22 protein-coding genes are annotated in these 20,973 nt (G+C 74.6%); 14 read left to right on the top strand and 8 right to left on the bottom strand.

From position 1 onward, the window contains the following. Positions 1 to 57: 57 nt before the first annotated feature. Entirely contained in the window at positions 58 to 888 is an 831-nt protein-coding gene (locus C7M71_RS03065) for a CPBP family intramembrane glutamic endopeptidase (RefSeq protein WP_111493111.1), read from the top strand. A 118-nt stretch (positions 889 to 1,006) separates the two neighbouring features. Here the strand turns inward: C7M71_RS03065 and C7M71_RS03060 are convergent, their stop codons facing one another. Then, positions 1,007 to 1,822 (bottom strand): PhzF family phenazine biosynthesis protein, encoded by an 816-nt coding sequence (locus C7M71_RS03060; protein ID WP_111493108.1) that lies wholly within the window; start codon positions 1,820 to 1,822, stop codon positions 1,007 to 1,009. A 300-nt stretch (positions 1,823 to 2,122) separates the two neighbouring features. Here C7M71_RS03060 and C7M71_RS03055 point away from each other — a divergent pair, with 300 nt between their 5' ends. The 5 genes from C7M71_RS03055 to C7M71_RS03035 all read left to right on the top strand — a co-directional run bounded on the left by C7M71_RS03055 (position 2,123) and on the right by C7M71_RS03035 (position 5,486). After that, a complete protein-coding gene (locus C7M71_RS03055; RefSeq protein ID WP_407675851.1) occupies positions 2,123 to 2,305 on the top strand; it encodes a hypothetical protein in 183 nt (60 codons plus the stop codon). A 310-nt stretch (positions 2,306 to 2,615) separates the two neighbouring features. Then, positions 2,616 to 3,338 (top strand): VOC family protein, encoded by a 723-nt coding sequence (locus tag C7M71_RS03050; RefSeq protein ID WP_111493109.1) that lies wholly within the window; start codon positions 2,616 to 2,618, stop codon positions 3,336 to 3,338. 8 nt (positions 3,339 to 3,346) lie between these two features. Then, positions 3,347 to 3,475 carry a hypothetical protein gene (locus C7M71_RS32485; protein WP_265737638.1) on the top strand — a complete coding sequence of 43 codons (129 nt, stop codon included), beginning with the start codon at positions 3,347 to 3,349 and terminating at the stop codon, positions 3,473 to 3,475. A 354-nt stretch (positions 3,476 to 3,829) separates the two neighbouring features. Then, positions 3,830 to 4,444, top strand: a complete 615-nt coding sequence (locus C7M71_RS03040) for a PadR family transcriptional regulator (RefSeq protein ID WP_111493110.1) — start codon at positions 3,830 to 3,832, stop codon at positions 4,442 to 4,444. A gap of 337 nt (positions 4,445 to 4,781) precedes the next feature. Next, on the top strand, positions 4,782 to 5,486 hold the full coding sequence (locus C7M71_RS03035) for a pyridoxine/pyridoxamine 5'-phosphate oxidase (RefSeq protein ID WP_229758498.1): 705 nt from the start codon (positions 4,782 to 4,784) through the stop codon (positions 5,484 to 5,486). 15 nt (positions 5,487 to 5,501) lie between these two features. Here C7M71_RS03035 and C7M71_RS03030 read toward each other — a convergent pair whose 3' ends face one another. Together C7M71_RS03030 and C7M71_RS03025 are read right to left on the bottom strand one after the other, a co-directional pair. Continuing rightward, positions 5,502 to 6,833 carry an MFS transporter gene (locus tag C7M71_RS03030; RefSeq protein WP_114914145.1) on the bottom strand — a complete coding sequence of 444 codons (1,332 nt, stop codon included), beginning with the start codon at positions 6,831 to 6,833 and terminating at the stop codon, positions 5,502 to 5,504. 76 nt (positions 6,834 to 6,909) lie between these two features. Beyond that, positions 6,910 to 7,611 (bottom strand): dienelactone hydrolase family protein, encoded by a 702-nt coding sequence (locus C7M71_RS03025; protein ID WP_111495591.1) that lies wholly within the window; start codon positions 7,609 to 7,611, stop codon positions 6,910 to 6,912. Between the two features lie 325 nt (positions 7,612 to 7,936). Between C7M71_RS03025 and C7M71_RS03020 the strand changes: the two genes are divergently transcribed. After that, entirely contained in the window at positions 7,937 to 8,464 is a 528-nt protein-coding gene (locus tag C7M71_RS03020) for a Clp protease N-terminal domain-containing protein (RefSeq protein WP_229758497.1), read from the top strand. Positions 8,465 to 8,493: 29 nt separating this feature from the next. On the opposite strand, the gene C7M71_RS03015 is transcribed toward C7M71_RS03020, so the two are convergent. The 3 genes from C7M71_RS03015 to C7M71_RS03005 form a co-directional block, all read right to left on the bottom strand. Beyond that, positions 8,494 to 9,969, bottom strand: coding sequence for a sugar porter family MFS transporter (locus C7M71_RS03015; RefSeq protein WP_111492698.1), 1,476 nt, complete (start codon positions 9,967 to 9,969; stop codon positions 8,494 to 8,496). 63 nt (positions 9,970 to 10,032) lie between these two features. After that, positions 10,033 to 10,689 carry an FMN-binding negative transcriptional regulator gene (locus C7M71_RS03010; protein ID WP_111492697.1) on the bottom strand — a complete coding sequence of 219 codons (657 nt, stop codon included), beginning with the start codon at positions 10,687 to 10,689 and terminating at the stop codon, positions 10,033 to 10,035. 14 nt (positions 10,690 to 10,703) lie between these two features. Beyond that, positions 10,704 to 11,372 (bottom strand): pyridoxamine 5'-phosphate oxidase family protein, encoded by a 669-nt coding sequence (locus C7M71_RS03005; protein WP_111492696.1) that lies wholly within the window; start codon positions 11,370 to 11,372, stop codon positions 10,704 to 10,706. A 35-nt stretch (positions 11,373 to 11,407) separates the two neighbouring features. Between C7M71_RS03005 and C7M71_RS03000 the strand changes: the two genes are divergently transcribed. After that, a complete protein-coding gene (locus C7M71_RS03000; RefSeq protein WP_111492695.1) occupies positions 11,408 to 12,766 on the top strand; it encodes an aminotransferase class I/II-fold pyridoxal phosphate-dependent enzyme in 1,359 nt (452 codons plus the stop codon). A gap of 45 nt (positions 12,767 to 12,811) precedes the next feature. On the opposite strand, the gene C7M71_RS02995 is transcribed toward C7M71_RS03000, so the two are convergent. Beyond that, on the bottom strand, positions 12,812 to 14,257 hold the full coding sequence (locus C7M71_RS02995; protein ID WP_111492694.1) for a glycoside hydrolase family 47 protein: 1,446 nt from the start codon (positions 14,255 to 14,257) through the stop codon (positions 12,812 to 12,814). A 152-nt stretch (positions 14,258 to 14,409) separates the two neighbouring features. After that, a complete protein-coding gene (locus tag C7M71_RS02990) occupies positions 14,410 to 15,768 on the bottom strand; it encodes an NAD(P)/FAD-dependent oxidoreductase (protein ID WP_111492693.1) in 1,359 nt (452 codons plus the stop codon). Positions 15,769 to 15,981: 213 nt separating this feature from the next. On the opposite strand from C7M71_RS02990, the gene C7M71_RS02985 reads away from it, so the two are divergent. From C7M71_RS02985 to C7M71_RS02960, 6 genes are all read left to right on the top strand, one after another. Beyond that, positions 15,982 to 16,740, top strand: coding sequence for a HipA family kinase (locus C7M71_RS02985; protein ID WP_111492692.1), 759 nt, complete (start codon positions 15,982 to 15,984; stop codon positions 16,738 to 16,740). Further along, on the top strand, positions 16,737 to 17,138 hold the full coding sequence (locus tag C7M71_RS02980) for a DUF3037 domain-containing protein (protein WP_111492691.1): 402 nt from the start codon (positions 16,737 to 16,739) through the stop codon (positions 17,136 to 17,138). The genes C7M71_RS02985 and C7M71_RS02980 overlap by 4 nt, the downstream gene beginning before the upstream one ends. A gap of 111 nt (positions 17,139 to 17,249) precedes the next feature. Further along, positions 17,250 to 17,900, top strand: a complete 651-nt coding sequence (locus tag C7M71_RS02975) for a thiol:disulfide interchange protein DsbA/DsbL (protein WP_111492690.1) — start codon at positions 17,250 to 17,252, stop codon at positions 17,898 to 17,900. 34 nt (positions 17,901 to 17,934) lie between these two features. After that, a complete protein-coding gene (locus C7M71_RS02970; protein WP_111492689.1) occupies positions 17,935 to 18,378 on the top strand; it encodes a MarR family winged helix-turn-helix transcriptional regulator in 444 nt (147 codons plus the stop codon). 96 nt (positions 18,379 to 18,474) lie between these two features. Beyond that, entirely contained in the window at positions 18,475 to 20,013 is a 1,539-nt protein-coding gene (locus C7M71_RS02965; protein WP_114914144.1) for an MFS transporter, read from the top strand. Positions 20,014 to 20,108: 95 nt separating this feature from the next. Continuing rightward, positions 20,109 to 20,969: a TetR/AcrR family transcriptional regulator gene (locus C7M71_RS02960; RefSeq protein ID WP_111494145.1), complete on the top strand. Its 861-nt coding sequence runs from the start codon at positions 20,109 to 20,111 to the stop codon at positions 20,967 to 20,969. Positions 20,970 to 20,973: the final 4 nt, after the last annotated feature.

The raw sequence follows: 20,973 nt of genomic DNA, 5'->3' as shown, positions 1-20,973 counted from the left end.
GGGCCGGGCTCGGGTGTGAACCGGGCTCGGGTGGGATGCGTGCATGGCTGTGGAATGATGATCTGCCCGGTCCCCTGTGCGTTGTTGGAGCGAGCCCCCTTGACGACCACCGAGAACGCCGCACCGGCTCTTGCGGTCCCCCGGCGGCTGCTCGGCCAGGAACTGATCATCGTCCTGGCCCTGTCGCTGGGCGCCAGCGGGCTCAGTGCGCTGATCAGCTTCATCGGCTCGCTCACCCGCCACGCGGCCCTCAAGCAGCAGACCGCCACCCTCAACGGCTCGCTCGCCCCCGGCCGCCCCTGGCTCGACCTGGCCTGGCAGCTCTTCGGCATCGCCACCGCGCTGGTACCGGTGGCCCTGGTCGCCCATCTGCTGCTGCGGGAGGGCTCCTCGGTACGGGCCCTCGGCTTCGACCTGGCCCGCCGCTGGCCCGACCTCGGGCGCGGCGCCGCCGTGGCCGCCGCCATCGGCGGCTCCGGGCTCGCCCTCTACCTGGGCGCGCGCGCCTCCGGCGCCAACCTCACGGTGGTGCCCTCCTCGCTGCCCGACGTGTGGTGGCGCATCCCCGTCCTGATCGCCTCCGCCTGGCAGAACGCCATCGTGGAGGAGGTCATCGTCGTCGGCTATCTGCTGCGCCGCCTCGCCCAACTCGGCTGGTCCTGGCCTGCGGCGCTGGTCGCCAGCTCGCTGCTGCGCGGCTCGTACCACCTCTACCAGGGCGTCGGCGGCTTCGTCGGCAATGTGGTGATGGGCGTGGTCTTCTGCCTGCTGTACCGGCGCTGGGGGCGGGTCATGCCGCTGGTGGTGGCGCATGCGCTGATCGACACCGTGGCCTTTGTCGGGTATGCGCTGCTGGCCGGGCATGTGAGCTGGTTGCCGACCGGCTGACGGGGCCGGACCCGGACCGCCGCGCCGCCCGTGAACGCCTGGCGGAGCCGATCGCCTACGGCCCGGCCTGCCCCGAGCGCGGGTGGCGCCGGACAGGCCGGACGGTGACCGGGCGGCGTCAGAGGGCTAGGGTGCCGTCCAGGACGGTGACCGCGTGGCCGGAGAGCAGGACCCGGTCGCCGCGCAGCCGGGTGCGGACGAGTCCGGAGCGGGCGGATGCCTGGAGGCCGACCAGGTCGGGGCGGCCGAGCCGGGCGGACCACAGGGGTGCCAGGGCGGTGTGGGCGCTGCCGGTCACCGGGTCCTCGGGGATGCCGACGGCCGGGGCGAAGAACCGCGAGACGAAGTCGTAGCCCGCTGCGGGGTCGTCGGCCGCGGCGGTGGCGACGACGCCCCGGACGCGGAGGCGGGCGAGGGCCGCCAGGTCCGGGTCCAGGCTGCGCACCGCCGTCTCGTCGGCGACCTCCACCAGCAGGTCGCCCAGCGCCCCGGTGTCGTACGCGGCCAGCACGGCCGTGCCCAGGGCGGCGGCGATGCCCTCGGGGGTGGGGGCCGGGTCGGCGGGGGAGGCCGGGAAGTCCAGCGTGAGTACGCCGTCCGGTGCCGCCTGCGCGGTCAGCACCCCGCTGCGGGTGGCGAACCGGACCGAGCCCTCCGGCAGCGACCCGTCCGAGTGCAGCGCATGGGCGGTGGCGAGGGTGGCGTGCCCGCAGAGGTCCACCTCCACGGCGGGGGTGAACCAGCGCAGCGCCCAGTCGGCCTCGCCGCCCGGGGGCAGCGGACGGGCGAAGGCGGTCTCGGAGAGGTTGAGCTCGGCCGCGACCTGCTGCATCCAGGCGTCCTGCGGCCAGTCGGGCAGGTCGAGCAGGCAGACGGCGGCGGGGTTGCCGGAGAAGGGCCGGTCGGTGAAGGCGTCGATGACTCGGAGGCGCATGGACCGAGTGTCCTATGCACAGTGGATGAAGCGTGCCTTGGATGGGGGTGCGTTGATGCTGTACCTCGGCGGCCGACGGTGCTCCAGTCGACTGGTGCGGGCACCACGTATCGACCTGCGGAAGGCGCCCCGTGGGCCGGCGTTCGCGACGGCCCACCGGAAGGCGAGGCCACTGTCGATCGGGAGCTTCGGCACGCGGCGCGACGACGGCGCCGGACGGTGCGTGATCCGGGTCGACCAGCGGAGGGGCGCATCGCGCTGCTCGGCGACGCGGGGTACTGCGCTGCCCCGACTGCGGGCATGGGCACCTCCCAGGCTCTGCTTGGCGCCCGCTCACTGGCCCGGCAGCTGTCTGCCGCCAACGGCGACCACCGCGCGGCCTTCGCCGCCTACGAGGCCGAGCTGCGCCCCCATGTCACCGAGAACCAGATCAAGGGCCGCGAAGCCGTGGCCACGTTCGGCGGCCGCACGGCAGAGGAGTGAGCCCGATACGGCGGCCGAGCCGCGACCGCGAAACGTGACACCAGCTCACACATCACCCTCCGAGTGACCGCCCGCCCCGCCGCCGTGCCCGCGCTGCGCACCCTTGAGGGCGAACCGGCTGCCGCCCCGGCGTGACGGGTCGGCTCAGCCGGTGCCGTTCCGCACGATCGTCAGCTGTGCGGGACCGGGCTCCCCCCCTCCCCCCGCGACGGAAACTCGGATGCGGGTGCCGCACGGCCACCCCTAGGCTGCGCCTGCAGGGAGGGCGAGGCGCCGTATCGACCGTCAGCGGATCGGGGATGCACGGGGTATGTCCAGTCGGTTGTTCGCGATCTGCTTCAATGCGCCCCGGCCGTCGGGCCTGGCGCGTTTCTGGTCCGGGGTGCTGGGCTGGGAGTTGGCCGACGGCCCGGACGGCGACGTCGCGATCCTGCCCCCTGATGCCACCGGGTTCCGTATCTGTTTCCTGCCGAGCCAGGAGCCGAAGATCGGCCGGAACCGGGCGCACTTCGACCTGACGAGCACCTCCCCGGAGGATCAGCACTGGACGGTGGCCAGAGCGCTGGAATTCGGCGGGAAACACATCGACGTGGGCCAACGCCCGGAAGAGGGGCATGTGGTGCTCGCCGATCCGGACGGCAACGAGTTCTGCGTCATCGAGGCGGGCAACAAGTTCCTCGCCGACACCGGCTTCATCGGAGCGCTGGCCTGCGACGGTACGCAGGAGGTCGGTTACTTCTGGAGCGCGGCGCTGCGGTGGCCGCTGGTCTGGGACCAGGACCAGGAGACCGCGATCCAATCACCGAACGGCGGTACGAAGATCACGTGGGGTGGTCCTCCGGTGGCGCCGAAGACCGGCACAAACAGGCTGTACTTCGAGCTGGCGGTCCCCGCCGACGCCGACTGGGAGGCGGAGGTCGACCGCCTGGTCTCGCTCGGCGCGACGCGCACCGACATCGGCGAGGGCGACGGCGCCCGGGCGCTGATGCTCGACCCCGACGGCAACGAGTTCTCCGTCCAGAGGCCCCGGTAGCGGGGCTGTTGCTGGACAAGGCCGCCGCCCTCGCCGGCGGACTGCGCGCCTCCGGGGTCCGCGTCACGCTCGCCGTCCACGAGCACAAGCGGCTCGGCCGTGGCATCCAACCGGCGACCCTGGCCGAGGAGCTGTAGGCGAGCGACGTCGACCTGGAGTTCCTCACCGGTGAGCTCCACGGCTCGCACGACCCCTCCGGAGTCGTGTTCACCGTCCTGGCCGCCCTGTCCGACCCGTCCGGACCGCTTCCTCCACACCCGCACCGGCGGCGTGATCGGCCCCCTCTCCCAGTGACCGCGCCCGCAGCCGTTCTGCGGGACACCGCTGCCGCCCGGGACTGCTCGCACCCCGGTCCGCCGCAGCGGCAAGTGGTCAAGGTCCAGTGGCAGCGGACACCGAGCGATGGGGAAGGTTGTTGACCGACGAGTGTTACCGATATATCGTCGAAGCATCGGGATGGAACGCTGACCGTACGAGAGGCGGTAGACATCATGCGACCCGGATTCCCCTTCAACCCCGGCCGCCACGGCCATCACCCCGGGCCGCAGGAGCGGCCGGCCTTCGGCCCGTTCGGGCCGCCGTTCGGCGGTCCCGGCGGCTTTGGGCCGGGCGGCTTCGGGCCCTTCGGCCGGGGTCCGCACGGCCGGGGCCGGCACGGCGGGCGTGCCCGGCGCGGCAATGTCCGCGCCTCCCTGCTGGCGCTGCTCAAGGAGCGGCCCATGCACGGCTACGAGATGATCCAGGAGATTGCCGAGCGCACCTCCGGTGCCTGGCGGCCCAGCCCCGGTTCGGTCTATCCGACCCTCCAGATGCTGGAGGAGGAGGGGCTGATCCGCAGTCAGGAGGGTGGCGGCAAGCGCCTCTTCGAGCTCACCGAGAGCGGTCGCGCCGAGGCCGACGCGGGGGCCGAGTCCCCCTGGGAGGAGGCGGCCGGGCCGGATGTGGACTGGGAGGCCGTGCGTGACGTCAGAAACTCCCTCGGCGGGCTCTTCGACGCCCTGAAGCAGGTGATGGCCACGGGCAGCGCCGAGCAGCGCACCAAGGCCGTCGCGGTCGTCACGGAGGCCCGCAAGAAGCTCTATCTGATCCTCGCCGAGGAGGACTGAGCCCGGCGCGGCACCAGCGAACGGCGTACCGGGCGGGGTGGGGCGAGATCGTCGACCCAGGCGAACGGCCGCCCCGCCGTATGCCGCGCGGCCGGTAGCTGCCGAGCCGGACCACCGGCAGGGCCGGGAGGCCCGGCAGTGGCGGGATGTCCAGACTGGCGTCCTTCTCCACCTCCCTCGTGTGCCGCCGGTGGCTCCGGGGGCGGGTGGGGTGCGCGGGACACGGCCGGGTGCCCCTGTGGGGGGTGCCGGGCAGCGCCGGGCGGCGTGCGGCAGTATGGCCTGAGGGAAATGATCAGGTGGGCCGCCGGACGGGGCGGGCGGTGAGGAGGCGGCGGTGCAGCACACGGTGGAGGGCGTCAGGGCGGGCGGTCGGGCGGAGGGTCCGCTGGCGGCGGTGCTGCGGGACCGGCCGCCGATGGCCCGGGAGCTGCCCTCCTTCGACGCGGGGCGGGCCCCGGTGGAGCCGGGGCCGCTCTTTGTGGACTGGCTGCTCTGGGCGCTCGACGCGGAGGTGCCGGACGCCCAGGTGGCCACCTTGAGCACGGTCGATTCAGATGGACGGCCGGACGCCCGGATGCTGGTGCTGCGCGATGTGGACGCGGCCCGGGGCGCCTGGTGGTTCGCCGCCGACGCCGACAGCCCCAAGGGCCGCCAGCTGGCCGCCACCCCGTGGGCGGCGCTCACCTTCTACTGGCCCGCGCAGGGGCGGCAGGTGCGGCTGCGCGGCAGGGTGGAGGCGGAGGGCGGCGACCGGGCCGCCGAGGACTTTCACGGCCGCAGCCCGGCCTCGCGGATCGCGGCCCTGGTCGGCCACCAGAGCGAACGCCTCGCGGATGCCGAGGAGTTGGCCGACGCCTGGGACCGGGCGGCTGCGCTGCTGGACCGGGAGCCCGCAGCCGTCGCCCCCGGGCACACCCTCTATGCGGTGCTCGCGGACGAGGTGGAGTTCTGGCAGGGGGAGTCCGGCCGCCGCCATGTCCGGCTGGCGTACACCCGGGGCCACGACGGCACCTGGGGTCGCGGTCTGCTCTGGCCCTGACGGCAGCCGAGAGGGTCAGCCCGCAGCGGCCGGGGTCGAGGACGCAGGGGCGGGGGTGCTGGTCCTCGTGCGGGAGAGGCGGCGTACCTCCGGGGTGGCGAGCACCAGCACGGTCAGCGCCAGGCAGAGCGCGGTGGCCGTCCACAGCGTCCCGTCCAGGCCGAGCGCCACGGTCGCCGGTCCGGCGACGGCGGTGCCGACCGGGGTGAGTGCCACCGAGCCGAGCCAGTCGTAGGCGGCCACCCTGGCCGTCTTCTCCTCCGGTATCTCCTGCTGGAGCGCCACCATCCAGTTGACCCCGAAGACCTCGGCGCCCAGCCCGGCGGCGAACATGGCCGCCGCCAGCAGCGGCAGCGGCGCACCCGCCGCCAGGGCGGCGGAGGGCAGGGCGAACAGGAAGACGCCGGCGTTGCCCGCCAGCAGGATGCGGCGCGGACGCCAGCGGACCATCAGCAGCCCGCCCGCGACCATGCCGATGCCGGACGCGGCCAGTGCCAGTCCCCAGGGCCGGGCGCCGCCGAGCCGATCGTCCGCGACGATCGGCCCGAGTACCGCTTCGGTGGCGATCAGGCATGCGTTGACGACCGAGAACTGCACGACCACCGCCCACAGCCAGCGGCGGGAGGCGAACTCCCGCCAGCCGTCCAGCAGATCGCGCAGCATGCCGCCGTCCTGCGGTGCCGCCTGCCGAGCGGGCGCGTCCAGCAGCGTCCGCAGCCCGGCGGCGGCCGCGAACCCGGCCGCGTCCGCCGCCAGCACCCAGCCGGGGCCGACCGCCGCCACCAGCGCCCCGCCCAGCGCGGCGCCGCCGATCTGGGCGGCGTTGACCGCGATGCGGAAGACGGCGAAGGCGCGCGCCGCATGGGCACGGTCCACGCTGCCGAGGATCACCCCCTGGGCGGCCGGCGAGTAGAACGCCTGCCCGGTGCCGCCCGCCGCCGCCAGCACCAGCAACTGCCAGAGCTGGACCGTGCCGCAGAGGACCAGGACGGCCAGCGCCGCCTGCGAGACGGCGTTCAGCGCATTGGCGGCCACCATCACCCGGTGGCGCGGCAGCCGGTCCGCCAGAGCGCCGCCGATCAGCAGGAAGAGCACCGTCGGCAGCAGCCGCGCCGCCGCCGTCCAGCCGACGTCCCCCGCGTCTCCGCCGGACCGCAGCACGGCGAACGCGGTGGCGATCGGCGCCCCGGCGTTGCCCAGGCCGGTGATGACGGTGGCGGCGGTCTGGATGCGGTAGGTGCGCCCGGCCCAGGCGAACGGGCGGGCGGCGGGCGGCGGGGCGGGCGGCCCGGCGGGCGGCCCGGCCGGTGGCGCGGGGGGTGGCGCGGGGGAGGGGTGCGTGGACACCCCGAGACTATGGCGACGCCGCCCGGGCCGTGTCCATCCAGGTGACGCTCACCGGGCGGCCGCCGCCCCGGCAGCCTCAGCCGAGCACGCTGCGCAGGAAGGCCAGGGTGCGGCGCCAGGCGATGCCGGCCTGCTCCGGGTCGTGGGTGCCCAGCAGGTTCTCGTCGTTCATGAAGGCATGGCCCGCCGGATAGAAGTGGATCTCCGGTTTGCGCCCCGAGGCGGCCTCGATCCGGGCCGCCGCCTCGTCCACGGCGGTCATCGGGATGCCGTGGTCCTGCTCCGCGTAGTGGCCCAGCACCCTGGCGGTCAGGCCGCGATAGTCGTACTCGGGGATGCGCGGCAGTCCATAGAAGGGGACCGCCGCCGCCACCCGGTCGCCCTCCTGCGCCGCCAGCACCAGGGCGAAGCCGCCGCCCATGCAGAACCCGACCGCGCCGACCGCGTCGCCGGTGGTGGCGGGGTGCGCCAGCAGGAAGTCCACCGCGCCGCGCAGGTCCCGTGCGGCGCGCTCCACCGGCAGCTCCCGCAGCAGCCGGGCGGCCTCCTCCGGGTCATGGGTGGTGGCGCCGCCGAACAGGTCCGGCGCCAGCACGGTGAACCCCTCGGCGGCGAACCGGTCGGCCATCGCGGCGATGTGGGACGTCAGCCCCCACCACTCCTGGACCACCACCAGGCCGGGGCCCGATCCGGACGGCGGCAGTGCGAGGTAGCCGTGCGCCTGTGCGCCATTGCTGGGGAAGGAGACGTTCTGCCGGGAGCCCCCCGGGTCGGCCATGGCCCCTCCTCTGGGACGCCGAGCGCGGCATGCGAGCGGACGGGCGGTCCGCGCCGACGATGGTATGCGCACCACGCCGCCGGGTGGTGCCACCACGCTGGTCTCTTCGGCTGGTCGAGGGATCCGACCGGTACGCGTGTACGGGGGTCGTACCTCTGGGTTGACGTCCCGTCACCCTGCGCAGCACACTGCTCCCAGCCATCCCGGCCGGGTCTGCCTCCTCCCTGCGGAGGAGCGCGGCCCGTGCCGGCCCTCCTCCCGGTGGACCCCGGGACGGTCCCCCGAGCGGACGACCGCGCCCGGGGCCGAGTGATGTGGTGGAACCGTGCAGCCAGACGTCTCCCGCACCACCTCCGCGCCCCCGATGTCCGCCGCCCTGCGGTCGGTGGCCGCCGCAGCGCGCCGCCGGGCGGCGCGGGCCGGTGACGCGGAGGTCGACACCGGCCATCTGCTCCACTCGGTGCTGGAGTCCGACCCCGAGGCGCTGGCCGCCGCCGCCCCGCAGCAGCGGCAGGCGGCGCGGCTGATGGGCTACCTGGTACAGCGCAGCATCGGCTTCGGCCGGGACTGGCGGGCCACCGCCGAGAGCCGCCCGCCGGTCCGGGCCGCCAATGACCGCCCGGGCGCGGTGGGGCGGCTCTTCCCGTCCGCCGCGCGGCCCCGCTGGAGCTGTGCGGCCGCCGCCGCCCTGGAGCGGGTCGCGGACCGTCCGGTGGGCCTCCCGGTGGGGCTGTCGCTGCTGGCCGCCCTCGCCGCCGAGCCGGGCTGCCGGGCCGCCCAGATCCTGCGCTCGGCCGGGATCGATCCGGCCCAGGTCCAGGCCCGCTGCGCGGTCGTCCCGCAGAGCGCCTGACACCGGGTTCGGGACTCCCGTACGTCCGCTCAGCCCATCGACTCCAGGGTGCGGCCCCGGGTCTCCCGGATGCAGAAGGCCACAAAGGGGATCGACAGCAGCGCGAACCCGGCGTAGATGGCATAGGTGGCGGACAGGTTCCAGTCCGAGAGGCTGGGGAAGGAGACCGTGACCGCCCAGTTGGCGAGCCACTGGGCGGAGGCCGCCACACCGAGCGCCAGTGCCCGGATGCGGTTGGGGAACATCTCGCCGAGCAGCACCCACACCACCACGCCCCAGGAGAAGGCGAAGCAGAGCACAAAGAAGTGCGCCGCGACCAGGGCCACCGTGCCCTGGAGGTTGGGGATGTGCGCGGAGCTGCCGGTGCCGGTGCGGTACGAGAAGGCCCAGGAGGCCGCCGCCAGGGCGACCGCCATGCCGGTCGAGCCCGCGAGCGCCAGCGGTCTGCGGCCGATCCGGTCCACCAGCAGCATGGCGATCACGGTGCCGACGATGTTGATGATCGAGGTGGAGAGGCTGATCAGCAGCGATGCGCTCTCGGTGATGCCGACCGACTGCCAGAGCAGCGACGAGTAGTAGAAGATCACATTGATGCCGACGAACTGCTGGAACGCCGAGGCGCCGATGCCGACCCAGACGATCGGCAGCAGCCCGGCCCGGCCGCCCAGCAGGTCCCGCATCCGGGAGCGGTGCTCGGTCGCCATCACGGACCGGATCTCGGCGACCCGGGCGTCCGGGTCGGTCCGCGGCCCCTCGACCTCGGTGAGTACGGCGCGGGCCCTGGCCTCCTGCCCGGAGGCGATCAGATAGCGGGGCGACTCCGGGATCGCCAGCGACATCAGCAGGTACACCAGGGCGGGGACCGCCTCCACCCCCAGCATCCAGCGCCACGCCTGGATGCCCTTCAGCAGTCCGCTGGAGTCGCCGCCGGCCGCCTGGTTGAGCGCGTAGTTGACGAGCTGCGAGACGGCGATGCCCAGCACGATCGCCAGTTGCTGGAAGGACCCCAGCCGACCCCGGTAGGCGGGCGGTGCCACCTCCGCGATATAGGCGGGGGTGATCACCGAGGCGATGCCGATGGCGATGCCGCCGACCACCCGCCAGGTCGCCAGGACCCCGATGTCCGGCGGGAACATCGACCCCACCCCGCTGACGGCGAAGAGCACCGCAGCCAGCTGCATGACGCGGATGCGGCCGAGCCGGTCGGCCAGCCATCCCGCGACCGTGGCGCCGACCGCCGAGCCGAGCAGCGCGGCGGCGACGGTGGCGGCGGTCTCGGCGCTGCCCACGGCGAAGTGCTTCTGGATGCCCGTCACCGCACCGTTGATCACCGCGCTGTCGTAGCCGAACAGGAACCCGCCCATGGCCGCGCTCGCGGCGATGAAGACCACATGGGCGAGGGGCGTCTCTGCGGCTCGCTGCGCCGGTGTGCTGCTGGTCAGGGTGTGCTCCCGAGGACTGGGGCGGGCCGCCCGCGAGGCCGGGTGGAGGTCATCCGCTCCCATGACACCAGCAAAACGCCCGGATCGCCGGTAATGGGGTGATACCGCCGGGTCCGGCCGCAGGGCTCAACCCGCCGGGCAGCCTCCGGCCCGCGCGGCGGCGCGGCGCAGCAGTTGGGCCCGGGCGGCGGCGTCGCGCGGACGGCCACGCTCGGCGAGCCGGTCGGCGGCGGTGGCCTGCTGAGCCGGTGTCTTCTTGTCGTCGTACTTGAACTTGGCGTCCACCCGCACCACCGTGAGCCGCAGGCCGCGCAGCCCGGGCAGCTGCTCGCCGAAGGGCTCGGCTCCCGGCGTGATCGCGGCGACCGGGGTCTCCGGCTGGAAGTGCGCCAGCTGCCGCACCAGCAGCTCCGCCTTGTCGGCCGGGTCGTCCAGGATCTCCGCCGTGCAGTGGAACTGCACGGCGGCGTAGTAGCTGGTGGGCACGCCGTGCTCGGGCGGGGTGCCGTCGGCGGCCCGCCAGTGGCCGGGGGCGAAGGCGTAGTCGTCGGTGACGGTGAGGGTGGCGTGCGGGTCGGCGCGCAGCGCCGCCCAGAGCGGGTTGGGGGCGGCCAGGTGGACCAGGATCTCGCCCCGGTCCGCGTCCAGCAGGAAGTGGGTCGGGGTGGCCACGGGGCCGCTGCCGGCGGGGCCGTTGGCGGCGAGTACGCCGAAGTCGCGGCCCTCGGCGAGCCAGCGGCGCCACTCGGCCTCCTCGCCCCGGTCCCAGGAGCGGATGAGCACGGTCGGGTCTCCCTTCAGCGGGCGTCGCGCAGATACGCGGGCAGTGGCTGCTCCGGCGGGAGCGCCGGGTGGGGGACGGGGGTGCCCCGGACGGTGCGGATCGGGATCACCCCGGCCCAGTGCGGCAGGTCCATGTCCTCGGGGTCGTCGTCCGCGCCGTCGTCGCGGGTCTTGGCCGACACCTCGTCCAGGTCGAGCCGGATGACGGCGGTCGCGGCCAGCTCCCGCGCGTCGGCGGGCCGGCAGTCGGCGGAGCGGCCGGGTACGGCCTGGTCGACCAGCGCGTCGAGGGCGACCGAGAGCTCCTCGGGGTCGGTGACCCGGTGGGCCGTGCCATGGGCGACCACGGAGCGGAAGTTCACCGAGTGGTTGAAGGCGGAGCGGGTCAGCACCAGGCCGTCCTCCAGGGTGACCGTGACGCAGACCCGCAGGCCCGGGTCGGCGGCGGCGGCACGCAGCGGCCGGCTGCCGGTGGAGCCGTGCAGGTACAGCCGGTCACCGACCCGGGCGTAGATGGTGGGCAGCACCACCGGGGCGCCGTCCACCACAAAGCCGAGGTGGCAGAGGTAGCCCTCGTCCAGGATGGCGTGGATCGCCGCCCGCTCCCAGGTCGCGCGGTCGCGGTACCGGGTGGGGGTGGTGCGCGGTGTCCGTGCGTACTGCGTCGTGTCGTTGGCCGACATGACAACTCCCTCTGCACTAGTGCATAATGTGTTTTGTGCTAGGAGAGTATCGAATTCGCGGCCGCCGCGCCACGGAGATCGCGGCCGATATCGAACAGGCCGTCTCCGCAGGTGAGCTGACTCCCGGTCAGGCACTGCCGCCGCTGCGCGACCTGGCCGCCGAGCTGGAGGTCAACCCCAACACCGTCGCCGCCGCCTACCGGCTGCTCCGCGACCGGGGCGTCATCGAGACCGCAGGCAGGCGGGGCAGCCACATCCGCTCCCGGCCCGCAGTGACCCCCCGCGACCAGATCCGGGTGGAGGTGCCGACCGGCGCCCGCGACCTCTCCACCGGCAACCCGGACACCGCCCTGCTGCCGCCACTCACCCCGGCCACCGCCGCCGCAGCCGCCTCCCTGGACCGCGACCCCGTCCTCTACGGCTGCTCCGCCGTCGACCCCGGGCTGCTCGCCCTGGCCACGGCGGCCTTTCGCGCCGACGGCGTCCCCGACGGCCCGCTCGCCGTCGCCTCCGGCTCCCTGGACGCCATCGAACGGATCTTCACCGCCCGGCTGCGCCCCGGCGACGCCGTCGCCGTCGAGGACCCCGGCTGGAGCAGCCTCCTCGACCTGGTCCCCGCCCTCGGCCTGCGCGCGGTCCCGGTCGCCGTCGACGACCACGGCCCGCTGCCGGACGATGTCGCCCGCGCCCTGGCGGCCGGAGCCCGCGCCCTGGTCGTCACCGTCCGGGCCCAGAACCCCACCGGCGCCGCCCTCTCCGCCGAGCGCGCCCGCGCGCTGCGCTCGGTGCTCGCCGCCCATCCCGCCGTCCTGCTGGTGGAGGACGACCACGGCCACGGCATCGTCGACCAGCCCTATCTGCCCCTCGCCGCCGCCCCCGGCCGGGACCCGGTGGTCGGGCAGTGGGCCGTGGTGCGGTCCGCCGCCAAGGCGTACGGCCCCGACCTGCGGCTCTCCGTGGCCACCGGGGACGCCGACACCCTCGGCCGGGTGCTCGGCCGCCAGCGGCTGGGCGCCGGCTGGGTCAGCCATCTGCTGCAACGCACTGTCGCCGAGCTCTGGCGGACCGGCGCGGCCCCCGCGCCCAGGATCGCCGCCGCCTACCGGGAGCGGCGGGAGGCCCTGCTGGCCGCGCTCGCCGACCGGGGGGTGGCCGCGCACGGTGCCAGCGGGCTCAATGTCTGGATCCCCGTCTGGGACGAGGCCGCCGCCGTCTCCGGCCTGCTCCAGCGCGGCTGGGCCGCCTCACCCGGCGCCCGCTTCCGCCTGGAGTCGCCCCCCGGCATCCGGCTCACCGTCTCCACCCTGACCGCGCGCGACATTCCCGCGCTTGCCGCCGACGTCGCCGCCGCGCTGGGCCACCAGCGCACCTCGGCGGTGGGCCGCCCGGTCTGACCTCTGGCCCGCCGCGCCCCGGGTCGATGGCGGGCCTTGCGGCGGTCAGGCCCGTACGGCGCCGCGCAGGATCTTGCCCTCGGTGGACAGCAGCCCCCTGCGCCGGTCGAAGCGGCGAGTGCGGGCGAACATCAGATAGACGTACTTGAGGTTCTCCGCAAACCAGTAACCGGGCGTCAGATCGCCCAGCCGCATCGGGGCGGCGGTCACATCGTCCGCCACCGTATAGCCGCCGGGCACCCGCAGATGGTTGCGGAGCCCCTGGAAGTACCGGTAGGCGGTGCGCTTGTAGACGGCGTCCCCGGTGAGCCGCCACAGGTCGAAGGAGGAGTTGACGTACTCCGGCCGCAGGTCGTTGCGCGGCGAGGTGACGCGCCCGTCGGCGAAGTCCACGGCCTCGGGCAGCACCGGGTGGCGGTCCAGCAGGGCGGTCCAGGAACGGTAGTAGTCCTCGCCCGCCGTCAGGTTGCCGCCCTTGCCCAGCAGGCCCGCGTAGAAGGCGCCGAGCTCCGACTGGCCGTGCCCGACCACCGCTCCGGTCTCCTGGTCGACCTGGCGGAACCAGAGCCGCCCATGGCGCCGCTCGCCCTGGATGTTCAGCACGGCATCGGTCAGCAGCCGGTACCAGCCGCGCAGTTCGCTGTCGCCGAAGAGCTCGGCGCCCGCCCACAGGTACTCGTAGAAGGAGTCCACCGGGGGGTTGGGTGCGCAGGAGGTGGTGTCCACCCAGCGGCCGGTCTCGGTGTCGATGGAGGTGCCCAGCAGGTCCAGCGCGGAGCGGCGCTCCAGTACGGCCCGGTAGGCGCGCTTGGCCGCGTCGTAGTAGCGGTCGTCACCGGTGAGCTGCGACAGCAGCCCGAACTCCAGGATGTTGGTGCCCACCTCGGCGAGCGGGGGAGTGGTGCCGGAGACCGCGCCGGTGCGCAGGTTGACCCGGATGTAGGGGATGCCGGTGGGGGAGGCGGTGAAGGCCGGGAGCAGCCGGTCGGTCAGTTCCCGGCAGCGGGTCAGCAGCCGTGGCCGGCCGGTGCAGAGATGGCCCGCGAGCAGGCCGCCGACCAGCCGGATCACCGTCTCGAAGACATGGACCTCGCCGTCCTGCGCCGGGTCGAAGTGGTGCTCGATCCAGTCGGCGGCCCGCTTCACCTCGCGGTCCTGCTCCATCACCCAGAGGGTGTCCAGCGCCTCGACGATCGACAGGCCGAAGGTGCGGCCGGACAGGTAGAAGTCATGGTGACCGGCCGACAGCGGGCGCAGCTCGTCGTACCCCCAGGCACTCCGCCGGTACCCCTCCCAGCTGTGCAGGAACTCGGCGCGCACCTGCCGGGCGACCTCGGCGTCCGAGGGCAGCGGGGGCCGGTCGGCGGACGGCGGCGCGGCGGCGGCCGGGCGGCTCGGCAACAGGGCGGCCAGCGCGGTGGCCGAGGTGGCACCCAGGACGGCGCGGCGCGGCAGCCGGGCGCGGAGCGCGGCGGGTGAGAGCGATTGCATAGACCTGGGAAGCTACCGCCGGTCCCGCCCCCGCCGTCGCCGGACGCCGACCCTCGTCGCGGCCGTGCGGAGCGGTCGGCGCTGGTGGGCGCGGGTGCGGCGGGCCGACCGGCGGTCACCCGTACGAGTGAGGCGGGGTGGCCCGGTCGGCGTCACCCCTTGGCCAGCAGCGAGGTGGTGTACTCCTTGACCTGCTCCCGGGTGAGGTAGGAATCGGTGTACTCGAAGTCGCGCAGCGCCGCCGGACGGCGGGCCTGGAAGCCGGTGCGCACAAAGTCGTCGCCGGCGGTCGCGTTGAGCGTCCAGTTGACCGCCACCCGGGCCTTGGCGACATTGGTGCGCAGCGCCATCAGATGGTAGCCACGGGCCACCGCCTGCGCGGCGGGCCCGTGCAGCTCCACGCCGAGCGGCTTGGAGACCGCGTCCGCCCCGCCGAGGTCCACCACCAGGCCGAGGTCCCGGTGCCGGTACGCCGCCAGCGGCTGGTTGCGCAGCAGCGCCACCACATTGTCGGCCACCGTTTTGCCCTGCCGCTGCCCGTGCTGCGCGGTCGGCGGGCAGACCGCGCCGTCGCCCTTGGCCAGGTCCGGTACGGCCGCCGCGTCGCCGAGCGCGAAGACCCCGTCGAGCTGCGGTACCCGCATGTCCGCGGTGACCGCGAGCCGGCCCTTGACCGTCTCCGCGCCGAGGGTGCCCACCAGTGGGCTGGCGGCGACCCCGGCGGTCCAGATCAGGGTGCGGCTGGGGATCAGCCGGCCGTCGGTGAACTTCACGCTGTCGGCGCCGACCTCGGCCACCGAGACCCCGAGCGAGATGTCGATGCCGCGCCGCCGCAGGATGTCCAGCGCGGTGCGGCCGAGCTTGTCGCCCAGTTCGGGCATCAGCCGGGGGGCGATGTCGATCAGGTGCCACTTGACCAGGCGCGGGTCCAGGCGCGGATAGCGCTTGGTGGCGGCGGTGGTGAGCCGCTGGAGGCAGGCGGCGGTCTCGGTGCCCGCGTAGCCGCCGCCGACCACCACGAACTGGAGCCGCGACTCGCGCTCCGCCCGGTCCTGGGTCGCCGACGCCAGGTCCAGCTGGGCGATCACATGGTCGCGGATGTACGCGGCCTCGGCCAGCGTCTTCATCCCGCGCGCGTACTGGTTGAGGCCCGGGATGTCGAAGGTCCGGGTGATGCTGCCGGGGGCCAGCACCAGGTAGTCGTACCGCTTGACCACCACCTCGTCGGTGATGGCGCGGATGACGCACATCTTCGCCTGGGTGTCCACGCCGATCGCGCCGCCCGGGATGATGTTGGTGCGGTGCAGGGTGCGGCGGAGCGAGACGGCCACCGACTGCGGGGTGAGCACTCCGGCGGCGACATTGGGCAGCAGCGGCAGGTAGAGCTGGTAGCTGTAGGGCGTGACCAGGGCGATCTCCGCCTCGGCCGGAGACAGTCTGCGCTCCAGCCGCCGGGCGCACTCCACACCGGCGAAGCCGCCGCCCACCACCAGGATCCGGGGTCGTTCCATCAGGCATCCCTCACTTGCTGGTCCCGACTCTGTCGCTCCTGCCACTGCCGCCGGCCTGCGTGAGCTGCGGTGCCGCTGCCGCCTGCGGCCACAGTCGCACGCGGGGCACGGCCCCGCCACCCGCGCGGACCGCCTCGCCACTGCTCCTCACCCTCCGGCAGCGGATCATGCCTGGAGGTCGGGGGCGCCGATCACGGACGGTAGGGTGTCACGGTGCTTCCCGAGGTGACGGCGGTCCGGTATGTGACGCCACTGCGTGAGGGCGGATCGATGCCGGGCGTCGTCGAGGGCGACGACCTGAGGCTCTATCTCGCCAAGTGGGTCGGCGCCGCGCAGGGCCGCAAGGCCCTGGTGGCAGAGGTGCTGGCCGGGGAGCTGGCCCGGCGGCTGGGCCTGCGGGTCCCCGAGCTGCTGCGGCTGCGGCTGGACCCGGTACTCGCCCGCAGCGAACCCGACCAGCAGGTGCAGGAGCAGCTGCGGGCCAGCGGCGGCCTCAACCTGGGCATGGCCTTTCTCTCCGGTGCGCTGGGCTTCGACCCGCTCTGCTTCGAGGTCGACCCGGTGCTGGCCGGGCGGATCGTCTGGTTCGACGCGCTGATCGGCAATGTGGACCGCTCCTGGCGCAACCCCAATCTGCTCTCGGTCGGCGGCGAGCTCTGGCTGATCGACCACGGCGCCTGCCTGATCTTCCACCACCACTGGCCCGGCGCCGCCGCCTGGGCCCGCCGCCCCTTCGACGCGGGGGACCACGCCCTGGCCCGGTTCGCCCCCGACCTGGCGGCGGCCGACCGCGACCTGGCACCGCTGGTCACCGAGGACCTGCTGCGCGAGACGGCGGCCCTGATCCCCGACGAGTGGCTGCTGGACGAGCCCGGCTTCGCCACCCCCGACGCGGTCCGCGAGGCGTATGCCGCGCAGCTCGCGGCCCGGATGGCAGGCCCCCGCGACTGGCTCCCGGAGGTGGCCGCATGAGCAGGGAGCAGCAGCAGCCGGAGCGGCATGACTTCGAGTACGCGGTGCTGCGCGCGGTGCCCCGGGTGGAGCGCGGCGAGTGCATCAACGTCGGGGTGCTGCTCTACTGCCGTACGGCCGGCTTCGTCGGCGTACGCACCCACCTGGACGAGGCGCGGCTGCTGGCGCTCGACCCCCGGGCGGACGTCGAGGGCGTGCGGCGGGCGCTGCGCGGGGTGGAGGGCGTCTGCCTGGGCGGTGAGCACGCCGGGCCGGCGGCGGCGGACAGCCCCGGGCAGCGGTTCCGCTGGCTGACCGCGCCGCGCAGCACCGTGGTGCAGCCCGGGCCGGTGCACACCGGTCTCACCGCCGACCCGCAGGCCGACCTGGAACGGCTGGCGGAGCTGCTGGTCCGCTGAGCCGCCGGGTCTACCGGCGGCCGGTCCGCCGGGCGGCTGAGCGGGCGAATCCGGGCCGCGCCGCCGTGTGCCCTGCGGCAGCCGCCGCCCCGGCGGTGCCAGGGTGCCGCAATGAAGCTCTTGACGCGTGGCGCCGCCCTGCTGGCGGCGCTGGCCACCGCTCTCTGCCCCGCCTCCGCCGCCTCCTCCGCCTCCGCCGGTGACACCCGGCAGGGATATGTCAGGCTCGCCCACCCGCAGGCCGTCCGGGAGTCGGGCAAGCGGGAGGTGGTGGAGTTCTTCTGGTACGACTGCCCGCACTCCCAGCGCCTGGAGAAGCCACTCGCCGCCTGGGCCGCTCGGCACCGCGCCGATGTGCGGCTGCGCCGGGTGCCGGCGGTCTGGCCGGGTGCCCCCGCGATGGCCGCGCACGCCCGCCTCTACTACACCCTGGAGCGGCTGGGCCTGGTCGACCGCCTGCAGGGCGCGGTCTTCCACGCGGTGCGCGACCGGCACCGCAGCCTCACCACCGAGGCTGCCGCCGCCGACTGGGCCGCCGGGCAGGGCGTCGACCGGGCCCGCTTCCGTGGCGCCTATGAGTCCGCCCAGGTCCGGCGGGAGACCCGGGAGGCGCCCAGGCTGCTGGAGCGCTACGCCGTGCCGGAACTGCCGAGCATCGTGGTGCAGGGCCGCTACCGCACCGCGCCGACGACGGCGGGCGGGGTGGAGAAGATGATGCCGGTGGTCGACCGCCTGGTGCGCCGGGTGAACGACGGCCGGTAGCTCCGCGCCGGTAGGGCTGCCGTACGGTGACCCCATGGCCGAGACCAGTACCGCTCCTACCACCGCCGAGCTCATGGAGGCGGTCGCCGCCGTGTGCGCCGCCTACCTCCAGGACTTCGCGGCTGCCGCCGGCCGCCTCGGCCTGACCTCCGTGCAGGCCAAGGCGCTCGGCGCAGTGCGGGAGCCGGTGCCCATGCGGGCGCTGGCCGGTCGGCTCGGCTGCGACGCCTCCAATGTCACCGGCATCGTGGACCGCCTGGAGGCCCGGGGCTTTGCGCTGCGGCAGGCGGACGAGGCCGACCGGCGGGTCAAGATCGTGGTCGCCACGGAGGAGGGCCGCGCCGCGCTGCAGGCCGTCCAGGCCGAGATGCACCGGACGCAGCGGGCCTTCGACGCCCTCGACGCCGACCAGCGGAGCGCCCTCCGGGATCTCTGCGGTCGGCTGCTGCCGCTGCTGACCCCCGCCGAGCGGGACTGACCCCGGCTCCGGCCGCTCCTGAAAACCCGCTTGTACGCCGTACAAGGGTTCTTCTACGCTGTAGGTCATTCTACGGTGTACAAGGAGCAGAGCCTGATGACATCCCCCGCCGTCCGCCGCCCCGACCGATGGCTGATCCTTGGCGTGCTCTGCCTCGCCCAACTGGTCGTGGTCCTCGACAACACCGTCCTCAATGTCGCCGTCCCCTCCCTCACCCGGGAACTCGGCGCCGGGACCGCCGACGTCCAGTGGATGGTCAGCGCGTACTCCCTCGCCCAGGCAGGGCTGCTGATCACCGCCGGCGGGCTGGCGGACCGCTACGGCCGCAAGCGCGTCCAGCTGATCGGCCTGGCCCTCTTCGGCTGTGGCTCGCTCGCCGCCGCCCTCGCCGACAGCCCCGGCCGGCTGATCGCCGCCCGGGCCGGGATGGGCGTCGGCGGCAGCCTGCTGATGGCCACCACCCTCGCCATCCTGGTCCGCGTCTTCGACGCCGAGGAGCGGCCCAAGGCGATCGGCGGCTGGGCGGCGGTCACCTCCCTGGGCTTCGCCGCCGGGCCCGTCATCGGCGGGCTGCTGCTCGACCACTTCTGGTGGGGCTCGGTCTTCATCGTCAACCTCCCGGTCGTCGTCCTCGGGCTGGTGGCCATCGCCCGGCTGGTACCCGAGTCCAAGGACCCGCGCGGCGACCGCCCCGACCTGCTCGGTGCCGCGCTCTGCACGACCGCCATGCTGGGCCTGGTCTTCGCGGTGATCTCGGGCCCCGAGCACGGCTGGACCGGCGCCCGCACCCTCGCCTCCGCCGCCGTCGGCGCCGCCGCACTGGCCGGGTTCGTCCACTGGGAGCGCCGCACCGAGCACCCCATGCTCGACATGGGCTTCTTCGCCGACCCCCGGTTCCGGGGCGCGATATCCGGCGGTGTGCTGGTGGCCTTCGGCATGGGCGGCTCGCTCTTCCTGCTCACCCAGCAGCTCCAGTTCGTACTGGGCTATGACCCGCTCCAGGCCGGAGTCCGGGTGGTGCCGATGGCCGCCACCGTGGTCGCCCTCAATATGACCGGCCTCGGCGCCCGCCTCGCTGCCCGGGTCAGCGCCCCGGTCGCCATCGCCGGCGGGATGGCGCTGATGGCCGGCGGCCTGGCGGCGGTCGCCCTGTTCGGCCGCGACGGCTCCTACGCCGGCACCTGCGCGGGGCTGGTGCTGATGGGCGCCGGAGTCGCCTTCGCCCAGCCCGCCATGGCCGCCGCGCTCATGGGCGCCATCCCCCCGGAGCGGGCAGGCGTCGGCTCCGGACTGGCCGGTACCCTCTCCGAGCTGGGCACCTCCGTCGGGGTGGCCGTGCTCGGCGCCCTGCTCACCGCCCGCTTCGCCGCCGGGCTGCCCGCCGGATTCGGCGGCGACGCCGCCCGCTCGCTTCCCGACGCGCTGCGGCACGCGGCGGACGGGCCCGACGCCGCCGCCCTCGCCGACCGGGCCAGGCAGGCGTTCACCAGCGGGCTGACGGCCAGTCAGCTGATCGGCGCCGCCGCCGTACTGGCCGGCGGGCTGGTCGCCGGACACCTGCTGCGCCGGGCCGGCGACCGCGCCGCCCCGGCGGCTGCCCAGGGGCCGGGCGACCGCGCCGAGGTCGCGGGCTGACCGCCCCGGCCCGCACCCCCGAGGCGGCCCGTCCGCCGCATACGATCGGGGGTGCGGGCCCCGGACGGGGGCCGCAGAGCGCAGGGAGGCCGCAGGTGGCAGAGGACAAGGGCCACTACCCGCACACCAGCGTCTGGCTGCGGCCGCCCCGCGAGAGCCGCACCGAGAGGCGCAGCGGCGGGCGCGGCAGCCAGGCCCCGGCCGGGCTCAGCCGCGACCGCATCGTCCGCGCCGCCGTACGGCTGCTGGACGCCGACGGACTGGCGGCCTTCTCGATGCGCCGACTCGCCGCCGACCTCGGCGTCACCCCCATGTCGGTGTACTGGTACGTCGACAACAAGGACGACCTGCTGGAACTGGCCCTGGACGAGGTGCTGGCCGACATGGCGCTGCCCGAGGTCCCCGACGGCCCGCCCGACCCCGACCCCGACCGGGCCGACCACGACTGGCCCCAGCAGCTGCGCGCCCTGGCCCGCGAGTGGCGCCGGGTGCTGGTCGCCCACCCCTGGGCCACCCGCCTTCACGGCACCTACCTCAACCTCGGCCCGCGCTCGGCGCGCTTCTCCCGCACCGCCATCGCGGTGATCGCCCGCAGCGGCCTGCCCCCCGAGCAGTACGCCGGCGCCCTTTCGCTGGTCTTCCAGTTCATCTACGGCTTCGCCACCACCGAAGGCCACTGGCGCGAGCGTGCCCGGCTCACCGGCGCGACCGAGGACGAGCTGTACGAGATCGCGTACGACACCGCCGTACGCACCGACGCCGGTCTGGTGCTCCACGCCGAGCTGGTGCAGCCGCGCCGCACCGAGGGCGTCGGCGCGGTCCGCGAGCGGGACTTCGAGCACGCCCTGGACTGCGCCGTCCTGGGCATCCACGCCATGGTCACCGCCGCCCGCCTGACCGCCGAGGCCGGCGGCCGGGCAGGGGCCGCCGGACCGGCCCGGACGGCTCCCCGCTGACCAG

It is taken from the genome of Peterkaempfera bronchialis, assembly GCF_003258605.2.
In the GTDB taxonomy this organism is placed as follows: domain Bacteria; phylum Actinomycetota; class Actinomycetes; order Streptomycetales; family Streptomycetaceae; genus Peterkaempfera; species Peterkaempfera bronchialis.
Note: the sequence above shows the minus strand (reverse complement) of the source record. Positions and strands in the feature narration are given on the sequence as shown.